Here is a 19,619-nt window from a genome sequence, read left to right as displayed (position 1 = left end):
AAATAAATATATAAATTAATGATATTATATGCGGACGAAACAGAATTCACCGCTTCCGCCCGTACGTTTTTTCATATGAGAATGAAGCTAACACGGGACAGGTTCTTTTCGCAACACGGCATGACTTTTGTCGCGCCGCGAAAAAAAAGCACTTGAAATGCCGTCAGTTCCCGTGCTTTTTGAAAGTGGATTTTTGGTTATTCATATTTTCAAGCGTTAAATCTGCTCTGCCTTTTGTGTTTTTTGCACATGTCTCATTGGTCCCGGAGTATCCGGCAACATGGGCGAGGCCAAGCGGAAGTCATAAATTTTCGATAAGGAAATAGAGCGTATCCGTATGCGAATTCTCCATCTCAGCAGCCTTTATCCGCCGCATATCGTTGGCGGGTGCGAACGCTCGGTCGAACATCTTGCCGAGGAACTCGTCTCCATGGGGCATGAGGTCGGTGCCGCCTGCATAGAGCGGCAGGCCGAACCCAAAACGGTGCGCAATGGCGTCAGCGTCTACCGCATGTTCCACAATAACGATTTCTGGCTGGAGGACTGGCCACAATATACGCCGCAGCAAAGGCGTATGCAGAAGATCAAGCAGCAATGGAATTTCAACGTCGAGAAGCAGTTCGAAGCCGTTCTTGACGATTTCAAGCCGGATGTTCTCAATACGCACTCGCTGCTGGATGTGACGACGCTGGTGTGGCGGGCGGCGCATAAACGCAACATTCCGATCGTCCACACGATCTGCGAATATGATCTTCTGTGCGGTAACGCCGCCATGTTCAAGGGCGGCAAGCCCTGCGAACACATCCATCTCGGCTGTCAGGTGGTGAATTTCACCAAGAAATTCACGCAGCGCTACATCGGCGCGGTGGCAAGCGTTGGCACGGAAATCCTTAAAACCCATGTCGATCACGGGCTTTTCCATCACCTGCCGGAAAGCATGCGCCGTGTGATCTTTTATTCCTGCACGGTTCCGGAGGGCGACCCGGTCGCACGCAGGCAGATCGACCGAACCGGCAAGCCGATGACCTTCGGCTATATCGGCCGCATCAACACGGAAAAGGGTGTCGGCAACATGGTCGATGCCTTCAGGGAAATCGGCCACGGTAACTGGCGCTGTCTTGTTGCCGGCCATGCGATGGACGATTCCATCGAACGCTTCAAGGCCCAGGCCGGCGACCTGCCGATCGAGTTCGTCGGCTGGGCAAAGCCGAAGGAATTCTTCGAAGAGATCGATGTGCTCATCGTTCCCTCCTTCTGGGCTGAACCTTCGCCGCGCACCATCTACGAGGCTTACGCGATGGGGGTGCCGGTCATCGGCGCGGCCTCGGGCGGCATTCCGGAACTGATCGGCGAGACTAACCACGACTGGCTGTTCGAACCGGGCAACGCCACGGACCTTGCCGCACGCATTCGCCGGGTGTTGACGCTTTCGCGCGAGCAATTGCCGACGGAGGCCGATTTCGGAAATATCGTCGAGGAATCCACCTCGCGCCGGGTGGGTGAGAACTATGTGAAGCTCTACGAGGACGTGCTGGCGAAAAGCAGGGAAAGCCGAACCTTACGCGCATCTTAGACCGGCAACGGACCGGGTCCGTTGCAAGCGTTTCTTCCAAGGAAAGAGCACATGGTAGAAAGCAATATCGGCAAAGTCCGTTTCCCCAAGCTGGACTTCGATCGTTTTCTGGCCGCTGCGGTGGTCGGGCTGTCACGACCGGCTTTGCAGGCGGCAGGTTGATGGCGGAGCAAAGTTCGATAGGCAGCGCCGCGATAACAGGCGTTTTCTGGTCCATCGTCCAGAACTGGGGTGGAAAGCTTTTTACCTCCATTCTTTTCATCGTTCTTGCCCGGTTCCTCAGCCCCACCGACTACGGCATGGTCGCTACGGCGGGCCTGGTTCTGATGCTCATCCAGATGCTGTCGGAGTTCGGTTTCGCAGATGCGATCGTGCAGAAACGAAATCTGGAGCCAAGCGACGTCAATCTGCCATTTTATGTGTCCGTTGCGCTGGCAACGGTGTTTGTCATCGTTGTTTGTCTGCTGTCGCCCAGACTGGAAAGCTGGTTCGAGGTGGAAGGGCTGGCACCGATCATCGTGGCAATCTGCATATTGCTGCCGCTGAATACCGCCTCGCTTTTTCAGGAAGTCAATTATCGGCGTGCGCTCGCGTTCAAGCCGCTGGCAATAAGATCCTTCATTTCGAATATTATCGGCGGTGGCGTTGCGATTGCTTTCGCCATCATGGGCCTGGGCGTCTGGAGCCTCGTCGTTCAGACTTATGTTGCAACCATTGTGACGCTGATCTGGCTCTGGCGCAAACCGCACTGGCTTCCGGGCACCACGCTCAAGCCCGACACTTTTTTCGAATTGCTTCGCTTCGGCTCGTCGGCTCTCGGTCTGCGCATCGTGGATTTCGGAGCCACGCGGCTTATCGACGTCATGATCCTGGGGCGTTACGGGGTTGCTCTCTTTGGGCTCTACACCGTCGGCAGCAGGCTCTATCAGCTTCTCATGCAGCTGCTTCAGGCGGCGCTATATGATGTTTCGTTGACGGTGCTGTCCCGCATATCGCACGAGCGGGAGCGCATGGCGGAACTGTACAAGCAATCCATCACCATATCTTCGATCTTTTCGACACCGATCTTCGTGCTCTCCGCTGCGTTGGCGCCAGAGATCTGCAACGTCCTGTTCGGCGCGCAATGGCAGGGTGCCGACGCGGTTGCGCGGCCGCTGCTGCTGCTGGGTGCATTGCAATGCGTCCAGTTTCAAAACGGCCCGTTTCTGTCCGCACGCGGCAGGCCGGATAAGGTGCTGATTGCCGGGACGGTCAAGGCAATCTCTACCATCCTGTTGATATTGCTTGTCCCGACGGAAAACATCCGGGAAATCGTCATCGTGTTTGTCTTCGGGCAGCTCACTTCGACGCCTTTCACATTTTATTTTGTCGCCCGGGAACTCGGCATCAAGCTGTGGAGAATTTTCCTCCTGCTTTTGCCAAGCTTCGGTTCCAGCGGTCTCTGCTTCCTGCTCGTTCAGTGGATGCGACCTGAAGTTAAAATGCTGGGTGCGGGCGACCTCGTATCCGGCATCCTGCTCGGTGGTATGTTCGGCGTCGCATATCTGTTGCTTTTGGCTCTGACCGCGAGAAGCGAGGCCCGGTCCGCCATCGCCCTCATCATGAGCAAAATCGGTTCTCGAAAGGAAAGAAAATGCGCAAGCTCGTGAAAAAAATACTCCCTGCACTACTGCGTCGGAAGCTGGTGCAATATAACGAGCGGCGCAATCTGGATAATGCGGTCCAGCAACTCTTCAATGATCTGCAAGAGCTGAAGCACAGTATCAAGCCTATCAACGTCGGAGATCGGCTGAACCGGCTTTTGATCGTGGCTGGTGATCCCATCACCCTGTTCGGTTCCGCCGGCGATGACGCGATGATCACGGCGACCGTGCAGAATGCGCGTGCGAGCAATCCCAATGTCGAGATAGACATCCTCGTCGACGGAACGAATTTTGGCGACTCTGCTTTGCAGAGAGGCTTTGTTACCGTCGATATCTTTGGAAAGCCTGACTTCATCCAGGCCCTTGCCCAGCAATTCGCGGTGCGGAAGTACGATTGCATCGTCGTTGTCGGTGCCGACGTGATGGATGGCTATTATCATCCGCTGGTCAGCGCAAAACTTCTGGCAAGCGCTGATCTGGCTGCCGCCGCCGGGATCAAAAACGTTATCCTCGGTTTCAGTTTTAATGAAACGCCGCACCCCGCTTTGGCGAAGTTCTACAGCTCCCTTCATCCGGGGGTGTCGCTCAATGTGCGTGACGTTGTTTCCCTCGAGCGTCTGAACGCCTTTGCCACGGCCAAGGCGGCACTGGTTTCCGATTCTGCATTTAGTCTTGTCCCATCGGAACCCGATGAAGATACGATCTCGTGGATCGCGCGAAAGCGCGCCGAGGGATACAGGGTCATGGGCTTCAATCTGCATCCTATGCTGTTCAAGAATGCGGATAGCGCGCAGATCGCGGCGATCATCAGGCGCGGGGCAGAAGCACTGGAGTTCGTTGCCGATGCAAGACCGGTCTGCTGGCTGGTCATTCCGCATGACTACCGGAAAGACGTGGGCGATCAAGCCTGCCTCAAGGCCATTACCGAGCTTGCTCCATCTTCACAGACAGACAGGGTTCGATATCTGGATGGCAGATGGCCAGCCCCGGTTTTAAAAGGCGTTGCCGGTAAACTCGATGGCCTCGTCAGCGGACGCATGCATCTTGCGATCGCTGCGCTGGGCAAGGGCGTTCCTGTGATATGCATTGCGTATCAAGGCAAGTTCGAAGGGCTGTACCAGCATTTCGGTCTCTCCGCGGCTGAGCTGCTTTCGCCCGCCAAGTTCCATACGGATGATGGCATCAATAATGCCTTGATCAATTTCGTGGATCAGGCCGATGAGATTCGCGAAAAAGTCGGGAAAAAGCTGCCTGAAATTCTGGACCTTTCCAAAAGGAATTTTCAGGTGTTCGAGACCTTCGCCAAGCAGCCTTGAGTCATTTTCATGAAAGTCGCTTTTGTTTCCGTATTCCCTGCCGTTCCCGCCAACGAGGGTGCGCGGAACAGGATTCTCCAGCTGACACGCGCCGTGCGTAGCCTCGGACATGAAGTGCATTTCGTCTATGTCGATACTCCGATGATAGCTGATTTCGATCCCGCGGCCCATGAAGTCGAGTTTGGGGCCGGACATATGCACGTCGTGTCCAGGGAAACATGCGGGTTTGCAGCACGGCTCATCGACGACTTCAGGTTCGAGATTGGGTTGACCGCATTTCGAACCCGTCGGAAAATTCAACGGCTCCTTGGCCGCGACAGCGGTTTCTACAATTACCTCGACGAGTTCTATTATCCGGAAATAGGCAGGCAGGTCCTGGATCTTCAGCGGCGACTCGGGATTAACGCCGTTATCGTCGAATATGCCTTTCACTCGAGAGCTTTTCTTGGGCTGCCGGATGATGTGCTTCGCATTCTCGACACGCACGATTCCTTCGCCGATCGTCACAAGGCGTTCGTGAACACGGCCAACAGATTTGGGTACTGGTTCTCGGTTCCGCCGGACGTGGAATGCAAGGCATTCCGCCGCGCCGATGTCGTTGTCGCCATACAGGAAGAAGAGGAACGTTCGTTCAAGCAGCGGCTGGCAGGAGAGCCGCCGGTGGTTGAAACGGTGAGCCATATTCTGGATCTCGGCCAGAGAGTGGAAGACTTCACTTCCGCTGATTTTCTGTTTCTCGGTTCAGGCAACGACGCGAACGTCATTTCTCTCAATAGTTTCCTTCACAATGTCCTGCCTTTGGTCAGGGCGGCCCGTCCGGACATTCGCCTGGTGCTGGCAGGCAGCATATGTGGAAAGGTCGAGGACATGGAGGGGGTTCTCAAGCTTGGCCGGGTGGAGAACTTGAAGGATGCGTTCACGCGCGCGCCACTTTCCATCAATCCCATCACGCTTGGCACGGGCATCAATATAAAACTGCTTGATGCTCTGGCTGCGGGTGTCCCAACGATCAGCACCCAGACGGGTGTGAGGGGGCTTTCAGAAGGATATCGTGGTGGCGTGATTGTCGTTGAAGATGGAGATCATCAGGCCTTTGCCAATGCCATTATGAGGCTCTCTTCCAGTCGGGAGCAGCGGCAGGAATTGGGAAACAATGCGTTCCTTGACGCTGTCGAATGGAACCGCCGGCAAATGACGGTGCTCGGCAATATTCTGAAGGGCAAATAAATCGCGATTGTGATGCGTCTGGCTGGTGCAACCTGATCCAACGATGGCAAGCCATCAGGCAATAAGTCGCGGCCCCGCATCCGTGAGCTTTAAAATGGTAAGCCTGCCCGTCGTAAACGCGCCGGTGTCGATGCCGATCCGTTGCGGACCTGTCTGTGGCTCCGGCGCCGGCGTATGGCCGTGGATGATGAGAAGGTCCAGTCCCGCCCCTTCCGACAGGAAGGGTTCCCTGATCCACAACATGTCCTCATCGGTCTGCGCCTCAAGCGGCACCCCGGGTTTGAGGCCAGCATGAACGAAAAAATAGGGTCCCATGCGGACGCAGATAGGCAGGCTGACTAGAAGTTGCCGATGGGCCTGCGGGATCGCGCCAATCAGCGCATCCCTGAACGGCTGGAGCCGCAGACGGCCGTTGTTGATGAAGTAGCTGATATCGACCCCGTAGGACAGAAGCGTCTGGCGGCCGCCGAAATCCAGCCAGTGCATGTTGTCCCGCGGATTTTCGAGGAAATCGCTGAAGAGCTGTTCGTGATTGCCGCAAAGCGAGATGCGGCGCAGGGGCGCCGGCGGTGGTTGCAGCAGATGCTGGAGAACACCGCAGGAATCCCGGCCACGATCGACATAGTCGCCCAGAAGAATAACCAGAGCGGGGGATGGATTGCTTGCGAGATCGGCAAGGATTTTCTGTTCCGCCTGCAAAAGCAGATCGAGGCTGCCATGGACGTCGCCAATGGCATAGATCGGAAAAGACGGAGACTTGTCGCCGAGGTCTATTCTGCGCCGCCTCCGGTCGTCGCGGGGGGCTGGCTGTTTACGACCGCGAATCCAGTTTAGCACTTTAGGCATAGATGCCGATACTGTCTCTCTTGCAAGAGGTCAAGAGTGTTGAAAGCCAACGCCACAGAGCCCGTAAATCCTGGGTCCATGCAACGGCTGCGGCATCAGCCAAAGCCCCGTCGGACAAAGCTATCCGGGGCAGGGAATTGCGAAAGCCGGTGTCGATTTTCGCAAGGCGCGCCGCGGCGATTGAAGAGGAACGGAGCGCCCCTTCCTGTTCGAAGATGACTATCCTGTGCGAGATAGACCTAGAGTTTCAGCCAGACACGCGGGTTTTCGTGTGACTGGATCTTGATCCATTTCAGGTCAACCGCTTTCCAAGGTTTGACGACGTTGGTGCGGTTGTCCAGCACCAGATCGCCCTGGCTGGTGCTGACGACCAGAACGGCGTGGCCTATGCCGGTAGGGGTGCGGGCGGTGGCAATGCGCAGGGCGCCCGAGGGCCAGCCGGCGCGCAGAAGGCGTTGCCGCTTGGTCACCGCGTAGTCGTCACAGTCACCGCTTGCAGGGTTCAGATTCCATTCGTCCTGTCCGTCCGCTTCGCTTGTATAGATTATCGATGTGTTGATCTCGGCGTTGATGCGCTGGAGTTCCGTGCGCTTCTGCTTGGTCAGTTCGACCGTGTCGCGATCGCCAATCCGGACACATTGGTCGGCGGCGTCGTCGCAAAATTTTGCGAAGGCGATGGGTGCAATTGTCGGGCGGCTTGTCGTCATGAACAGGCTGGGACGCGATGCGGTCGGGTTCTCCGCCAGGCCCGCAAGCGGGGCGGCCGATGCCATTGTCGCGATGCTTGCCGCCACACTGACGGCAACTGCCAAAGTCTTTGCCAGACGGATTTGTCTCTTCGCCATGTCTCTGCCTCTGCCCGGTTGTTGTCTCTTGTGCATGGCAACATAGCGACCCTTCGTTGCGGGCCGTTTAAGTCGATAGATTGCTTTTTAGCGAAATCCAATTTTATTAAAGCGAGATAGAACAGCGGGGAAACCGGTGAGTTTGCGCTTACTTGCAGCGGGTGCGGCCCTCGGCATCTATGATACATGTCCGCTGTGGCACAGCGTTTCGGTACTCACGCCGGGTATCGGTTGAGTTGCTGCGACTTGCCGGCGGCCGGTCGTAATTGCGGTAGACCTCGAAATTGCGCCCGCCGATCGTTCCCTGCGCACCGCCACGGCCATCCGGCCTGACTTCGAAATTCTGATATTCCTGGGCAGAAGCGGAAGCGGGCAGGCCCATCAGCACGGCAAAGGCGCCAGCCGCCAGGCCCTTCCATAACGCTGCCGTTTGGTGCCTGCGCGAGATCATGGCCGTTTCCTTCCCTCGACAGAACGATAGATACGCATTCTGCTTTCCCAATCGTTCGTCGCGTTGACTATATCACTGATCTCGCATTGAGGGTGAGAACGAATATAGCGTTCGTCGGCAGGCGAATCGCTTCGGTACCGCTGGGGGCATCACCAGATAGTGGCCAGACGACTATCTCGCCGCCCGATTGTCCGGAACGCAAAAAAGACGTTTTTAGAGCTGAAAAATTAAGCTCTTCTCCGCTGCATTTATGGGCTTCACAATCCTGTAACAACGGACCTAATATACAAGTGCAGATGCCGAATCGATCAGGAGAAGCCCTTGACGATTGCAGTTTCACCACAGGCCCTGCCGGCGCTCGTTCTGAACGCAGACTACAGGCCACTGAGTTATTATCCCTTGTCGTTATGGTCCTGGCAGGACGCGATCAAGGCCGTCTTTCTAGACCGTGTGAACATCATTGCAGAATATGATCACGCGGTGTCGTCACCCAGCTTTTCCATGCGGTTGCCGAGCGTCGTCAGCCTCAAGACCTACGTCCAGCCCACCCGCAACCCCGCCTTCACACGCTTCAACGTGTTCCTTCGGGACAAGTTCGAATGCCAATATTGTGGCACGCGGGACGACCTGACCTTCGATCACGTGATTCCCCGCGCCCATGGCGGCGAAACCACGTGGCACAATGTCGTGGCGGCCTGCTCTCCCTGCAATCTTAGAAAAGGCAGCAAGCTTCCCAAGCAGGCGGGCATGTTCCCGGCGCAGAAGCCCTTCCAGCCGACGGTTCAGGACTTGCACAATAACGGGCGGCTGTTCCCGCCCAACTACCTGCACGAAAGCTGGATGGACTATCTTTACTGGGATACCGAGCTGCAGCCCTGATCCTGAGGACTGCAACGCGGCTTTTCCGTTTAACGGCTTTTCCGGCTCGCGCCAAAAAAGGCAACCGCCGCAAGCGCAACGCTTGCAATGACATTCCAACCGGCAAACGAAAGGCCGAGCACCCGAAGTGCAGCGTCGTTGCAGGAGGGTGCCTTAATGGCATTCAGATTGCCAAGCAGGTCACCGGCATTGGTGGTGATGGATGGCGCACCCGTGGCGCAGGTGATAGGCCCTGCCCAGAAACCCCATTCCACACCAGCGTGATAAACACCAAGCCCGGCGCCGATCAGCATCGCCACGCCAATGAGGGCGAGAAGCAGCCGCGTGATCTGAATCGGCAGCTTGAAGATGCTGGTCGCTATGGCCAGAATACCCAACGGAATGGCGTAGTAATAGGGATCGCGCTGCAAAAGGCACAATGCGCAGGGCGTATAACCGCCAATATGCTGGAAACCGAGGGCGGAGCCGACAGTAAAGATCATTCCCGCCGTTACGCCAAGAGCGGCGAGCGTGCGGCTATTGTCGGCGGTTGTTGCAGTGGCCATAATGTTTTCCCCAAACTTCACGAAGAAGCAGATATCCCGAACGGGCTTTCAAAAAGGCGGGCGTGATGGCGAAATTAAGTCGCCGGTTCAACGGTGTATTCCCGGATTCGTCTAATCCAGTCCTTTGCATCTGGCAAATGAAAGCCCGGTAATATTCGAGGGGCGAATGAGCAAAGTTTCGTGAGTGTCTTGATGGCCGCGAAGCAATCGACCGGTCTTTCTGAAAGACCGGAATAAAACGAAGAAAATCAATGCGGTTTTGGAAATGGTACCCCAAGCCGGGATCGAACCAGCACTCCTTGCGGAACCGCATTTTGAGTGCGGCGCGTCTACCAATTCCGCCATTGGGGCAACGGTGGTAATGCCACGGCGTCTATCACGGCCAATGGCATGCGTGCAACCCCAAAGCTGATTTTTCCTGTCTAATGACGTGCGTTTGCAGCCTTCATTTCAGAGCTTTTACCGGGCGGGGATGAAAGGAGAGTGGCGTTTGTCCGTCCCGTATCGGTACACCGACGGTTGTGGCGTTAAAGCAATATTAGATACCACTAATAAATTAGAATATACACAATTGCTAATTGAATTATGATGTTTGCGTGGAGTTCCACGCGGGGCGGGAGAAGCCAGAACTCATAGGAGGAAATTATGAGGGCGCTTTCTCGCAATTTGTTACTGTCTGCCTGTCTGATTTTACCGGTCAACGCCCACGCGCTGGATATCGGGATTGGCGGTGAGAACGGGGTGAATGCCAGTGTGGGCGGCAATGGCAGCGGTGGGCTCGGTGTCGACGCTTCCGTTGGTGGCAGCAATGGCGTCAATGCCAGCGCTGATGTCGGCGGCAGAAGCAGTGGCGGACTGGGCGCGGATGTCAACGCGTCGGTCGGTGGCAGCAGCGGGGTCAATGCGGATGTCAACGCATCCGTCGGCGGCTCGAGCGGTGTCAGTGCGGGCGCCAATGCTTCGGTTGGCGGCTCCAGCGGCATCAATGCCAATGTTGGTGCGAATGTGGGCGGATCGAGCGGTCTTGGCCTTGGTGTCGGGCTTGGCATCGGCGGCTCCAGCTCGCCAGGCAATCCGGGGAACCCCGGCAATCCGGGCAATCCTGGAAACCCCGGCAACACGGGGCCGGTATCGCCCGGTGGCATGCGCAATGCCATACAGGCCTATAACGACATGTCGCGAAACGAGCAGATCAAGCTTGCCCGTCGTTGTGTCGATATTCTCGGCGGCGGATATGACGCCGCACTGACGCAATTGTGCAAGATGATTCGGACGGCCTCGCGCTGACGCAGCGTTAGCCCCGTGCATAGTCCGATACCAAACCGAAGGATGCTGCGGCATCCTTCGGGATTAACTGTTCTTGCGCCCGAAGGAGAGGATTTTCTGGCGCAGGCTGCGGGCGAGGTTGCGGGTGTTGCGATACATGTCCACCTGCGTGGAAACCTGTCGCACGTCACGGTCGCTGTTCTGCGCAAGCCCGACGACAAGAGTGCCCATTTCCTGCCGTTCCTGCCAGAAGCGGCTCATGATCGGATGATCGGGCACTGCGCAGCTGTCGCTGCGCAGAATATTGGCGTCGTCCAACTGCCAGTCGGTCAGTTTCTGCACCAAAAGTTTGCCGGGTGAAAACCGCGAATAGGATTCGTCAAAGGCGGTCTTCCACGTATAGGCCTCGCCAGCCGTCATGAAGACGATCATGGAGGCGATGGCACTGCCATTGAGATCGATGGTGTGAATGCGCACTGCATCCGCTTCGGCCAGATTTGTGATTGCCTCGCGGGCGAAGGCTGCGCGATAGCGGTCATTCACCAGCGCGCTGCGTTTGCGGCCTTTCCAGCCACTCGCTTCCAGCGCCAGGAATTCCTCCATGCGGTAGCGTATGTCCTTCGGTTGCCGGGTAACGGTGTAGGAAAGGGCCCCGAGTTTTTCGAGCTGTCGCCACTGCCTGCGCATTTCCCGCAAATGATGTGGCGCAAGTGAATTACGCAGATAGGCTTCGCCGTCTAGAAGGCTCTCCAGCATCGGCCGCTGATAGTTACCAGTCGTCGTCACCGGCAGGTTGCGGCTGATTGCTATGGCCTTGAACATCCGGGCAAAAGGCCCTTCAAGCCGTACATCCGGCAGTACCAGAACATTCGGCAGGCGCATTTCCCGGTCGGAAAGCGCATCGAAAAGATTGTCGAGCGTCTCTGCGGCACCTTCGGTATCGACCAGCGGTGTACCGAGAGGGCCGAAGGGGTTGGCCCAGCCACGGATGATGGAGGGACCGATGGAAAAACCCGGCTTTTCCACCGTGAAGGGCATCAGAAAGCGCATGCGGCTTCTAGCGCCGTTCTCGTCGCGAATAAGGGCGAAGCGAACGGACTTGTCATCGATACGCGGCATGGCGGGCGCAAGAAGCCGCCCTGTGAAGAAGACATTTGCCTCCATGACGCGGTTGGACAGGAAGTCGAGTTCTTCCTGCATGTCGTAACCGAGCCGGCCAGGATAGATGCAGAATTCGCGGCCGTCGCGTCCCACGCGCCGGCTGCTGTCGGCCACGGGGCGGTCACGCTCCGTAGACGCCATCAGCGCAGCGATGCGCGGGTCCTGAAAATCCGGATTCTTTGGGTCGCTGGACATGCTTATCGTTACACCGCCTTCCCAGTGTCTTGACCCGCCCGGGGATCGTTGAAGGCAAAAAGGACGATCCCGAGTGTGCGGCGAATGGCAATATGCAATAGCACAGCTTCTATACACATTGCTATCGCGACAGCTGCCGCAGCGCCTGTCAGACCATAGACCGGAATCAACACCATGTTGAGTATAATGTTACAACCGAAGATAATAATATAAAGAGCTACGCACAATTTTTGTTTGCCGGCCATATTCAGCAGCGTTTCTCCCGGGCCGATCAGTGCTTTTGCGAGGAAGCCGGCAAAGAGGAAGAACATCAGCTTGTAACCCTGTACGAAGCCGGGACCGAACAGGGACAGCAGAAACGGCCCTGCCAGAAGCACGAGACAGCCAACGGCAAGCGATGGCCAGAAGGCCCAGCGCGCCGCCTGGCTGGCGAACCCGGCCAGCCCCTGCCTGTCATTGGCAGCAATGAGCGCGGCCAGACGTGGGGCCGCAGCCGCCTGCACGGAAAAAAACACGAATTGCATCAGCACGATGGTTTTTGCCGCGGCAAAATAGATGCCGACCTGATCCGGCGGCAGATATAGACCGACGATTACTACATCTGAATTGGTCATCAAAAAACCGATGCCGTCGATCAGGAACATCGGAAAGGCAAACCGTATCCACGGACGGAAATGCACCCTGCGGGCAACGCTGCGGAAATGCCGGTTGAGCCGGCGGTTCATGAACACGAAGTGGAAAAGCGTTGTGACATAGGTGGCCAAAAGGGCCGCAAGCATCGCTGTCGTCGCGGTTTTTTCCGCGCCGAGACGGATCGCCACCAGCATGAACAGCAGGATCAGCACCGGGCGGATGATATAGGTGGGGCTGAGGGCTGAAACCGCCCAGCCGTTGGCACGAGCTGTCCCGTTCAGCACATCGCCAAGCGCCACCATCGGCAGGGTGAAAAGCGCCAGCGAAACCGGAATGAGGTAATAGGCGGAGATGCGCTCGCCGAAGAAATACAGGAAGACGAAACCGAAAAATGCAAGCGCGCTGGCCGAAAGCATGGCGAAGAGGCGCGCTGTCGAGGTCAGACCCATGATCTTGTCGTGGGCATCCTCCAGGCGGTAGCCGGGCAAAAAGCGGATGACGGTGGTGTGAAAGCCGAGACAGGAGAGGTTGCCGAACAGGATGACCAGAACCCAGACAAAGGCGAACAGGCCATATTCGAATTCGCCCATCAGGCGGGCAAGGATGATCTGGGAGATGAAAGCGATACCGGCACTGATGATGCGCACCGCAAAGGCGACGAGCGCCATGCGCTGGGCCCGGGAGACATCGTCTCTGCCGGAAACGACGACGGCGATTTTTGCCCCCAGCGGCGCCAGTTTAGCGCGCAGGCCTGCGGGTAAGGCTTTTTCCGCCGTGTTGAGGATAGCCATAATCCACACGCCATCATTTCCAGTTGAGTAGGCAACTGGATTATAAGCACCTTATCATTAACGAAGGGTTTGGGAGACAGGCACCTGTGTGCCGATATTGGCCACCTGCCTCGGTTTGCGGATCCCGTTGAAGAGAAAAAGGGCAAGCGGACTACGGCGTATCGCCTGATGCAGCAGATAGGCCGTTATCGTGGTGGCGACGACGATGATGGCGAATTCCAGGATCGGCGGCAGCGAGATCAGGATGAAGAGGGTGCCGAAGGCATAAATCAGCGGGTGGTGAACCAGGTAGATGGTGAAGGAAGCGTCGGTCATTCTCCTGGCAAGCCGGCTTGGCCGGTCGAAAAAGCGGCAGGCGATGTCGATCAGCAGACGGCTTGCCGCCACGGCGGCGATTGCGGAGACGAGTACCAGCAGGGCCGAGTTCGAAAAAGGATATTCCAACCGCAGCGTGACCGCTGCCGCGATCCCGGCAAACGCGATGACGCCCGTGAGGATGCCCGTCTGGCGGAAGCGGTGAAAAAGAGCCCGGTCGCGATGAAGCAAAGCCCCGATAAGGAAGAACGGTACGTAACGCGCGTAAGGGTCGGAGGCCCGTTCATAGAGAACGAGAAGGCTGTTCCCATTTTTGCCAGCAAGCAGGCCCGAACCATAAACCGTCAGCTCCCATAAAACAGGGAAGGCGCAGAGCGCTGCGAAAAACGCGGCTGGATATTGACCCCGCATCCTGCCGAACCAGTCTCTTACATAGGCGAGGGGCGGGCGCCCCGCCAGAAATAGCAGGCCGGCAAGCAGACCCGAATAGGCGATAAGGGCGGGTAGGAACCATAGATGCATGATCCATTGCTCACCCGGAAGCAGCAAATCCGGCAGGTTCGCGAGCAGCCGGTCGGCGGGAATATCACCTTTGGCGATACCCGCCAGTTTCAGCAGGAAAAGCTGCGATGGCCCAAGCAGGAGCACGGCCACGATGAAAGGGACGCCAAGGCGAAGGAAGCGCTGTCTGAGCCATGGCATCTTGCCCTTCCTGCCGATGACCATGGTGGAAAAATAGCCGGCCACCAGAAAAAACGAAGGCATGCGGAAGGTGACGAGCGCTGCCCCAAGCGCGGTCAGGACTGGGCTGGTCTCGAAATCCTTGATGTCCCAGGGCAAAGCATAGCTGTAGAGCAGGGAGGCGTGATAGGGTATGCCGAGCAGCATGAGGAGTGCCCGCAACGGGTCCCAATAATGCTCATAGTCTGATTTGCCCGGTTGCATTTTCCCCTCGCGTGACGAACGCGATCCCGCCTGATCCGTAACGATCAACACGACTATTGGTGGAAAACGCTAATAAACCCTTCATGCACCCGACGGGGTGGGCGGGGCCTTTTTCTTGGGCATGAGGTCAAGCACCAGTGCGCAGCCCAGAATGATGATGCCGGCACCGAACAGCTGGGGAAGCGACAGGGGTTCGTCGAGCACCAGGGCGCCAACAAGCACCGCCACAACGGTGACGGCAAATTCCACGCTGATCGCCTTCGTTGCGCCGATCGAGGAGACCAGCTTGAAATAGGTGATGTAGGTCAGGCCGCTCATGACGACCGCCTGTATCAGAAGATAACCGTAATCGACGAGATCGGGCGTTCCGGGCAAGGGCACAGCGAAAAGAAGCGGTAAGGTCATCAGGCCGCCTGTCAGGAAGGAACCGATGGTTATTTCCCAGGATCCAACCCCCTTGAGGTGCAGGCTCGCAAAATTGCTGCCATAGGCGGCACAGATGCAGGCGGCGACAGCGGCAGCACAGCCAATGACAAAGCCGGATGTGACAGGAACGGCGGGAAAACCAACGAGCAGGACGATGCCGGCAAAGCCGATGACGAGACCGGCAATACCCTGCCGCGTCAGGCGTTCCAGACCCCAAATCTGCGAGATCAGCATTGAAAAAAGCGGGATGGTCGCCACCAATATGGCTGCCATCGCAGTGCCGATCTGAGGCGTCGCGTAGGACAGGCCGATTAGTTGCCCGGCGACCGTCGTTGCGCCGACGATTGCGAAAGCGCGCCAGCTTGCGGAGAATACCAGCTTCCGGCGTGCCGCACGCGCAATGAGAAAAAGTGCTACAGCGGTTATGAGCGAGCGAAGCGTGACTGCGCCAATCCAGCCGAAGGCTGCGACGACATGTAGAAGCAGCAGGAAAGACACGCCCCACGTAATCGCGAGAAAAATATAGGCGGCAAGATCGCGAGGGGCCATGAAAGCAGTTTCCGCAGGATGATCCGGCTCCCATATGGAAAGTGCCGATACCAGTCAACACCCCGACCAGCAGCAATGATCCTGCCCAAACAAAATCGCCCGTAACGCAGGTTACGGGCGATCGATTGCTGGCATAAAGCCCTGGCCTTTTACGCCTGTTCGTAAACGCCGTGGCAGTGCTTGTACTTCTTGCCCGAGCCGCAGGGGCACATTTCGTTGCGGCCGATACGGCCCCAGGTGGCGGGGTTGTTCGGGTCGCGGTCCTCGGCCGGTACGAAAGCGACCGGCACGCCCTGCGCCATCTCATCTTCCCCGGTGACGGGGTCGAGGTGATGCGCGGTCATTTCCGGCAGCTCCGGCTGCTGCGGTTCCTGCTGCACCAGTTCCACGCGCATCAGCTGCGCGGTGACGGCTTCACGCAGGTTGGTAAGCAGCGACTGGAACAGCTCGAAGGCTTCCGCCTTGTATTCCTGCAATGGATCGCGCTGGGCGTAACCGCGGAAACCGACGACGGAACGAAGGTGATCGAGGTTGACGATGTGTTCGCGCCACAGATGGTCGATTGTCTGAAGCACGACCGAGCGCTCGACATAGGTCATGATCTCCGGGCCGAAACGTTCCGCACGTTCAGCGGCGTATTTGTCCGCGGCCTCGGTAACGCGCTGAAGAATGTCGTCCTCGGCGATGCCCTCTTCCTTCGCCCATTCCTCCACCGGCAGGTCGAGGTTCAGGAACTGGGCGATACCGGCCTTGAGACCGGAGATATCCCACTGTTCGGCATAGGCATTTTCAGGAATATGCTTGGTGACGAGCGCTTCGATCACTTCGTGGCGCATGTCAGCTGCGGTTTCACCGATATTGTCGGATTCCATCAGCTCGAGGCGCTGCTCGAAGATGACCTTGCGCTGATCGTTCAGCACGTCGTCATATTTCAGCAGGTTCTTGCGGGTCTCGAAGTTACGGGCTTCGACCTTCTTCTGGGCGCGTTCCAGCGCCTTGTTGATCCACGGATGGACGATGGCCTCGCCGTCCTTCAGGCCGAGCTTCTGCAACATGCTGTCCATGCGCTCGGAACCGAAGATGCGCATCAGGTCGTCCTGAAGCGACAGATAGAATTTCGAGCGGCCGGGGTCGCCCTGACGGCCGGAACGGCCACGCAGCTGGTTGTCGATACGGCGGCTTTCGTGGCGCTCGGTCGCGATGACGTAGAGACCGCCGGCGGCAAGCGCCTTTTCCTTGAGAACCTTGATCTCGGCGCGGATGGCCGCTTCCTTCGCATCACGCTCCGGACCCGGCTCCATGCCTTCCAGCTCGCGCTCCAGACGCATCTCGACGTTGCCGCCGAGCTGGATGTCCGTACCACGACCGGCCATGTTGGTGGCGATGGTGACCGCACCGGGAACACCGGCCTGCGAAACGATATAGGCTTCCTGCTCGTGGTAACGGGCGTTCAGAACCTGGAAATCGGTAAAGCCGGACTGGCGCAGCATGTGGGCCAGAAGCTCGGATTTCTCGATGGAGGTCGTGCCGACGAGAACCGGCTGACCACGATCATGCGCCGCCTTGATCTCGGCGATGATGGCAAGGAACTTCTCTTCGCCGGTACGATAAACCTCGTCGTCCTCGTCGATACGCTGGATCGGCAGGTTGGTCGGCACCTCGATGACGTCGAGACCGTAGATGTTGCCGAACTCTTCCGCTTCCGTCGACGCCGTACCGGTCATGCCGGCAAGCTTTGCATACATGCGGAAGTAGTTCTGGAAGGTGACGGAAGACAGCGTCTGGTTTTCCGGCTGGATCTGCACCTTTTCCTTGGCTTCCAGCGCCTGGTGCTGGCCTTCGGAATAACGGCGGCCCGGCATCATGCGGCCGGTGAATTCGTCGATGATGACGATTTCGTCGTTGCGGACGATGTAGTCCTTGTCGCGGGTGAAGAGCTTGTGGGCCTTCAGCGCATTGTTGATGTGGTGAACGATGGCGACGTTTTCGATGTCGTAAAGCGATTCGCCCTTGAGCAGGCCCGCCTGCCGCAGCAGGTTTTCAAGCTTCTCGGTGCCGTCTTCGGAGAAGTTGGCCGAACGCTGCTTCTCATCGATTTCGTAATCTTCCGGCGACAGAAGCGGAATGAAGGCGTCGATGGTGTTATAGAGATCGGAGCGGTCGTCCAGCGGGCCGGAGATGATAAGCGGCGTGCGCGCCTCATCGACCAGAATGCTGTCCACTTCGTCGACGATTGCGTAGTTGTGGCCGCGCTGCACCATCTGGGCGCGATCATATTTCATGTTGTCGCGCAGATAATCGAAGCCAAGCTCGTTATTCGTGGCGTAGGTGATGTCGCAGCCATAGGCCTCGCGGCGCTGGTCGTCATCTAGCCCGTGTACGATCACACCGGTCGTCAGACCGAGGAAACGGTAGAGCTTGCTCATCGTGGCCGCGTCGCGCTGGGCGAGGTAGTCGTTGACGGTAACGACATGCACGCCCTTGCCGGCCAGCGCATTGAGGTAGACCGCAAGGGTCGCCACCAGCGTCTTGCCTTCACCGGTCTTCATTTCGGCGATGGCGCCCTGGTGCAGGATCATGGCACCGGTCAGCTGCACATCAAAGGGTCGCATGTGTAGAACACGGCGCGACGCCTCGCGGGCGACGGCAAAAGCCGGGATCAGCAGATCGTCCAGCGATTTGCCGTCCGCAAGCTGCTGGCGGAACTCCGCCGTCTTTGCCGCCAGCGCGTCGTCGGAAAGAGCCTTGGTGGCTTCCTCCAGCGCATTGATGGCTGCGATCTTGCTTTTATAGGAGCGGACGCGGCGTTCATTTGCCGAACCGAACAATTTGCGGGCTATTCCGCCGAGGCTGACCATCTTACTGGCCCTTTCTGAAATTCCGTTTTCGCAGGCGGTTTTTTCCATCACGCCGATTTAGGCAACAAATGACGGACTTCGCCCTTCAACGTATCTGGACGCGAGGTTGCGTGACAGATAAGAGGGGGGGCAAATGATGTCAACGGTTCTGCCCGTTACAGAATGGCCACAATCCGGTGTTTGGAAGTTTTTTCAGAGCCGGAAACCATGTCTGGAGCCGGCATTGTCCCCGAAAGGTTCAAAATGTTGCGCTATAATAAAATTGCGGCTGCGGTGATTGTGGCCACGCTCGGCCTCCAGTTTCCTGCCTTTGCACAGGAAGACAAGGTTGTCGCCAAGGTTGGCGATCTGGAAATCCACCAGTCCGAACTCGACCTTGCCATGGGCAATCTCGATCCGCAGCTCGCACAGCTTCCCGACGAGCAGAAAAAGGTCGCAGCCCTTTCCGGCGCGATCGACGTCAAGCTTCTCGTGAAGAATGCCAGCGCCGAAGGTCTGGAAAAGACCGAAGACTTCAAGAAGCGCATGGAGTTCATTCAGGACCGTGAGCTGCACAACGCCTATTTCCGCAAGCATGTGGTTGACGCTGTCACCAATGAAGAGGTGAAGGCGCGCTACGACAAGGAAGTCGCAGCCTTGCCGAAGGAAGAAGAAATCAAGGCAGCCCATATTCTGGTTGCAAGCGAAGACGAAGCCAAGGACGTCATCAAGCAGCTTGATGCGGGCAAGGATTTCGCAGCACTTGCCAAGGAAAAGTCGACCGACTCCAACAAGGATGATGGCGGCGATCTCGGCTGGTTCGGCAAGGGCCGCATGGTTCCGGAATTCGAAGAGGCCGCTTTCGGTCTCGAAAAGGGCGCCTACACCAAGACGCCTGTCAAGACACAGTTCGGCTTCCACGTCATCAAGCTGGAAGACAAGCGCATCGCACCGCCGCCGGCTTTCGAGCAGGTCGAGCCGCAGGTTCGTCAGCTTGTCATGCGTGACAAGTACGTTGCCCTCATCGAGAAGGCAAAGGCTGACCAGAAGATCGAAATCATGGATGAGACGCTGAAGAAGGGCTACGACGAAGCCACGAAGGAACAGCAGGCACAGCCGCAGCAGTAATAAAACCATGTTACGGGGCGGCCACAGGCCGCCCCGCTTCATCTCAGG

16 protein-coding genes and 1 tRNA gene are annotated in these 19,619 nt (G+C 57.4%); 7 read left to right on the top strand and 10 right to left on the bottom strand.

Annotated features, from left to right (window positions below; genetic code table 11):
* Positions 1 to 337: 337 nt before the first annotated feature.
* From GH784_RS10140 to GH784_RS10125, 4 genes are all read left to right on the top strand, one after another.
* On the top strand, positions 338 to 1,573 hold the full coding sequence (locus GH784_RS10140; protein ID WP_019564824.1) for a glycosyltransferase family 4 protein: 1,236 nt from the start codon (positions 338 to 340) through the stop codon (positions 1,571 to 1,573).
* Positions 1,574 to 1,734: 161 nt separating this feature from the next.
* Positions 1,735 to 3,222: a lipopolysaccharide biosynthesis protein gene (locus GH784_RS10135; RefSeq protein ID WP_065704368.1), complete on the top strand. Its 1,488-nt coding sequence runs from the start codon at positions 1,735 to 1,737 to the stop codon at positions 3,220 to 3,222.
* On the top strand, positions 3,207 to 4,532 hold the full coding sequence (locus GH784_RS10130; RefSeq protein WP_065704366.1) for a polysaccharide pyruvyl transferase family protein: 1,326 nt from the start codon (positions 3,207 to 3,209) through the stop codon (positions 4,530 to 4,532). Before GH784_RS10135 ends, GH784_RS10130 begins: the two co-directional genes overlap by 16 nt.
* A gap of 9 nt (positions 4,533 to 4,541) precedes the next feature.
* On the top strand, positions 4,542 to 5,759 hold the full coding sequence (locus tag GH784_RS10125) for a glycosyltransferase family 4 protein (RefSeq protein ID WP_065704364.1): 1,218 nt from the start codon (positions 4,542 to 4,544) through the stop codon (positions 5,757 to 5,759).
* A 54-nt stretch (positions 5,760 to 5,813) separates the two neighbouring features.
* Here the strand turns inward: GH784_RS10125 and GH784_RS10120 are convergent, their stop codons facing one another.
* From GH784_RS10120 to GH784_RS10110, 3 genes are all read right to left on the bottom strand, one after another.
* On the bottom strand, positions 5,814 to 6,605 hold the full coding sequence (locus GH784_RS10120) for a metallophosphoesterase family protein (RefSeq protein WP_065704362.1): 792 nt from the start codon (positions 6,603 to 6,605) through the stop codon (positions 5,814 to 5,816).
* 239 nt (positions 6,606 to 6,844) lie between these two features.
* Positions 6,845 to 7,450 (bottom strand): transglutaminase-like cysteine peptidase, encoded by a 606-nt coding sequence (locus tag GH784_RS10115; RefSeq protein ID WP_065704360.1) that lies wholly within the window; start codon positions 7,448 to 7,450, stop codon positions 6,845 to 6,847.
* Between the two features lie 148 nt (positions 7,451 to 7,598).
* Positions 7,599 to 7,901 (bottom strand): hypothetical protein, encoded by a 303-nt coding sequence (locus tag GH784_RS10110; RefSeq protein ID WP_065704358.1) that lies wholly within the window; start codon positions 7,899 to 7,901, stop codon positions 7,599 to 7,601.
* Positions 7,902 to 8,222: 321 nt separating this feature from the next.
* Here GH784_RS10110 and GH784_RS10105 point away from each other — a divergent pair, with 321 nt between their 5' ends.
* Positions 8,223 to 8,780 carry an HNH endonuclease gene (locus GH784_RS10105; RefSeq protein ID WP_003511248.1) on the top strand — a complete coding sequence of 186 codons (558 nt, stop codon included), beginning with the start codon at positions 8,223 to 8,225 and terminating at the stop codon, positions 8,778 to 8,780.
* Positions 8,781 to 8,809: 29 nt separating this feature from the next.
* Here GH784_RS10105 and GH784_RS10100 read toward each other — a convergent pair whose 3' ends face one another.
* Both GH784_RS10100 and GH784_RS10095 read right to left on the bottom strand, forming a co-directional pair.
* Positions 8,810 to 9,325 (bottom strand): disulfide bond formation protein B, encoded by a 516-nt coding sequence (locus tag GH784_RS10100; protein ID WP_065704356.1) that lies wholly within the window; start codon positions 9,323 to 9,325, stop codon positions 8,810 to 8,812.
* A 266-nt stretch (positions 9,326 to 9,591) separates the two neighbouring features.
* Positions 9,592 to 9,676 (bottom strand) — tRNA-Leu (locus tag GH784_RS10095).
* 294 nt (positions 9,677 to 9,970) lie between these two features.
* Here GH784_RS10095 and uppQ point away from each other — a divergent pair.
* Positions 9,971 to 10,612, top strand: a complete 642-nt coding sequence (gene uppQ, locus GH784_RS10090; RefSeq protein ID WP_003511246.1) for a polysaccharide biosynthesis GNAT family N-acetyltransferase UppQ — start codon at positions 9,971 to 9,973, stop codon at positions 10,610 to 10,612.
* Between the two features lie 63 nt (positions 10,613 to 10,675).
* Here uppQ and GH784_RS10085 read toward each other — a convergent pair whose 3' ends face one another.
* The 5 genes from GH784_RS10085 to secA form a co-directional block, all read right to left on the bottom strand.
* Positions 10,676 to 11,947 carry a GNAT family N-acetyltransferase gene (locus GH784_RS10085; protein ID WP_003511245.1) on the bottom strand — a complete coding sequence of 424 codons (1,272 nt, stop codon included), beginning with the start codon at positions 11,945 to 11,947 and terminating at the stop codon, positions 10,676 to 10,678.
* Positions 11,948 to 11,955: 8 nt separating this feature from the next.
* Positions 11,956 to 13,371 (bottom strand): Wzx-type polysaccharide biosynthesis protein UppV, encoded by a 1,416-nt coding sequence (gene uppV, locus GH784_RS10080; RefSeq protein WP_003511244.1) that lies wholly within the window; start codon positions 13,369 to 13,371, stop codon positions 11,956 to 11,958.
* 57 nt (positions 13,372 to 13,428) lie between these two features.
* A complete protein-coding gene (locus GH784_RS10075) occupies positions 13,429 to 14,631 on the bottom strand; it encodes an acyltransferase family protein (protein ID WP_080801467.1) in 1,203 nt (400 codons plus the stop codon).
* 81 nt (positions 14,632 to 14,712) lie between these two features.
* A complete protein-coding gene (locus tag GH784_RS10070; protein WP_065704351.1) occupies positions 14,713 to 15,606 on the bottom strand; it encodes a DMT family transporter in 894 nt (297 codons plus the stop codon).
* Between the two features lie 149 nt (positions 15,607 to 15,755).
* Positions 15,756 to 18,464 carry a preprotein translocase subunit SecA gene (gene secA, locus GH784_RS10065; protein ID WP_065659718.1) on the bottom strand — a complete coding sequence of 903 codons (2,709 nt, stop codon included), beginning with the start codon at positions 18,462 to 18,464 and terminating at the stop codon, positions 15,756 to 15,758.
* Positions 18,465 to 18,707: 243 nt separating this feature from the next.
* Between secA and GH784_RS10060 the strand changes: the two genes are divergently transcribed.
* Positions 18,708 to 19,571, top strand: coding sequence for a peptidylprolyl isomerase (locus GH784_RS10060; protein ID WP_013761725.1), 864 nt, complete (start codon positions 18,708 to 18,710; stop codon positions 19,569 to 19,571).
* Positions 19,572 to 19,619 lie beyond the last annotated feature (48 nt).

It is taken from the genome of Agrobacterium tumefaciens, from assembly GCF_009649785.1.
Classification (GTDB): Bacteria; Pseudomonadota; Alphaproteobacteria; order Rhizobiales; family Rhizobiaceae; genus Agrobacterium; species Agrobacterium tumefaciens.
This window is presented reverse-complemented; position numbering and strand designations above follow the sequence as displayed.